This is a genomic window from Burkholderia sp. (genome assembly GCF_018375725.1).
Taxonomy (GTDB): Bacteria; Pseudomonadota; Gammaproteobacteria; order Burkholderiales; family Burkholderiaceae; genus Burkholderia.
The window spans coordinates 1-2,026 of sequence record NZ_JAHACR010000473.1 but is presented as its reverse complement, the minus strand read 5'-3'; the positions used below and the strand labels follow the sequence as shown (position 1 = coordinate 2,026).

2 protein-coding genes and 1 pseudogene are annotated in these 2,026 nt (G+C 62.8%); 2 read left to right on the top strand and 1 reads right to left on the bottom strand.

Features of this window, described 5'->3' with window-relative positions; genetic code table 11:
- Nucleotides 1-101: 101 nt before the first annotated feature.
- Nucleotides 102-305 carry a DUF1289 domain-containing protein gene (locus KH616_RS24535; protein WP_292253847.1) on the bottom strand — a complete coding sequence of 68 codons (204 nt, stop codon included), beginning with the start codon at nt 303-305 and terminating at the stop codon, nt 102-104.
- Nucleotides 306-645: 340 nt separating this feature from the next.
- Between KH616_RS24535 and KH616_RS24530 the strand changes: the two genes are divergently transcribed.
- Nucleotides 646-1,740, top strand: coding sequence for a polyamine ABC transporter substrate-binding protein (locus KH616_RS24530; protein WP_292253844.1), 1,095 nt, complete (start codon nt 646-648; stop codon nt 1,738-1,740).
- A gap of 87 nt (nt 1,741-1,827) precedes the next feature.
- Nucleotides 1,828-2,026 (top strand): annotated as a pseudogene (locus KH616_RS24525) (polyamine ABC transporter ATP-binding protein); the annotation flags it as partial.

Here is a 2,026-nt window from a genome sequence, read left to right as displayed (position 1 = left end):
CGGACAGTGTTGGGGTTGGCGGCATGTCGGTGGGCATGCCGCTCTTTTCGAGGTTCTTCACGGGCGTCCGTGGAGAACCTTTTTTTATGTGCGCGCCGCGGTCATGCCTTGTCGTGCCGGAACCGCATCGCGGTGCCTTCGCGCGTGATGCGCTCCCACACCGCGCGTTTTTCGTCTTCGCTCATGAAGACCCAGTTCGAGACTTCGCCGGCCGTGCGGCCGCAGCCCTTGCAGACTTCGTCGAAGAGGGTCGAGCAGACACCGATGCACGGGCTGTCGGGCAGGTCGTGAAGATTGGAGGCCATCGGGAAGGTCGGGCAGAGTGAAACGGCAAGGCGCCATTTTAATGTATCGGCCGGCGCATCCGCCGGATGCCGGCAAACGGCCGCACGCGGCACATTTTTTCCGGCTGGACAGCAGGCGGCCGATCCGGTCATATTCGCGGGAATCATTCGCGGCGCGCACGCCGGCCGAGCCGGTTGCAACACGATTCTGTTCCGTTTGCGCGACACCGGCATGTTTTTTTTGTGACGGATCGCGAATGATGATAGCGTTCGGGGTTTTCAAGGGGCGGCGCGTGATTCGCGCACCGCAATGGCGAGGCAGACGACAGCCGGACGCGGGTCCGGACTGAGGGAGGACGGGATGAAAGCAAAGGTGGCAGGCCGGTTCGCAGCGCTTGCGCTGTGCGTGGGCGCATCGGCGGCAGCGGCGAAGGATACGCAGCTCAATGTCTACAACTGGTCGGACTACATTGCGAAGGACACGATCCCGAACTTCGAGAAGCAGACGGGCGTCAAGGTCCGCTACGACAACTACGACAGCGACGACACGCTGCAGGCAAAACTCCTGACCGGCAGCTCCGGCTACGACATCGTCGTGCCGACCAGCAACTACGCGGGCAAGCAGATCTCGGCCGGCATCTTCGCGCCGCTCGACAAGTCGAAGCTGCCGAACCTGAAGTATCTCGATCCGCAACTGATGGCGCTCGTCGCCGGCGCCGATCCGGGCAACAAGTTCACGGTGCCCTGGGCATACGGCACGACGGGCCTCGGGTACAACGTCAACAAGGCCCAGCAGCTCCTCGGCAAGGCGCCGCTCGACAGCTGGGACATCCTGTTCAAGCCGGAAAACATCTCGAAGCTGAAGACGTGCGGCGTATCGGTGCTCGACGCGCCCGACCAGATGTTCGCGGCGACGCTGCATTACATCGGCAAGGATCCGATGAGCACGAATCCGGCCGACTATCAGGCCGCGATGCAGGTGCTGAAGAAAATCCGTCCGTACATCACGCAGTTCAACTCGTCGGGCTACATCAACGATCTCGTCGGCGGTGACGTCTGCTTCGCATTCGGCTGGTCGGGCGACGTCGTGATCGCGAAGCACCGCACGATCGAGGCGAAGAAGCCGTACAAGGTCGAGTACTACATTCCGAAGGGCGGCGCGCCGGTCTGGTTCGACGTGATGGCGATCCCGAAGGATGCGAAGGACAAGGAAGCCGCGCATCAGTGGATCAACTACATCGAGGATCCGAAGGTCCACGCGGCGATCACCAACGCGGTCTACTACCCGAGCGCGAACGCGGAAGCGCGCAAGTACGTGAAGCCGGACGTCGCGAACGACCCGGCCGTCTACCCGCCGGCCGATGTCGTCAAGACGCTGTTCCTGCTCAAGCCGCTGCCGCCGGAAATCCAGCGTCTGCAGACGCGTCTCTGGACGGAGTTGAAGTCGGGACGCTGATGCGCATCGAGGCACCGCAAGCAGTCATGAAGCCCCTGGTATCCCCGGGGGCTTTGTTCGTCAAACGCAGGAGAGAAGCAGCACATCATGAATAGCCAGTCGAGCGCGCCGGTTGCAGGCGTGCCGTCCTTCGTTCCCTCGTCCGGCGCCGATCCGCGCGCCGAGAACTTTGTCCAGATCATCGACGTCGTCAAGAAATTCGGCGAGACCGAAGCGGTGCGCAGCGTCAACCTGACGGTGCGCAAGGGCGAGCTGTTCGCGCTGCTCGGCAGCTCGGGCTGCGGCA

What these genes read in the sequence shown, in the direction of transcription:
- KH616_RS24535 (WP_292253847.1), bottom strand. Translation starts at nt 305, where the DNA reads ATGGCCTCCAATCTTCACGACCTGCCCGACAGCCCGTGCATCGGTGTC.
- KH616_RS24530 (WP_292253844.1), top strand. Translation starts at nt 646, where the DNA reads ATGAAAGCAAAGGTGGCAGGCCGGTTCGCAGCGCTTGCGCTGTGCGTG.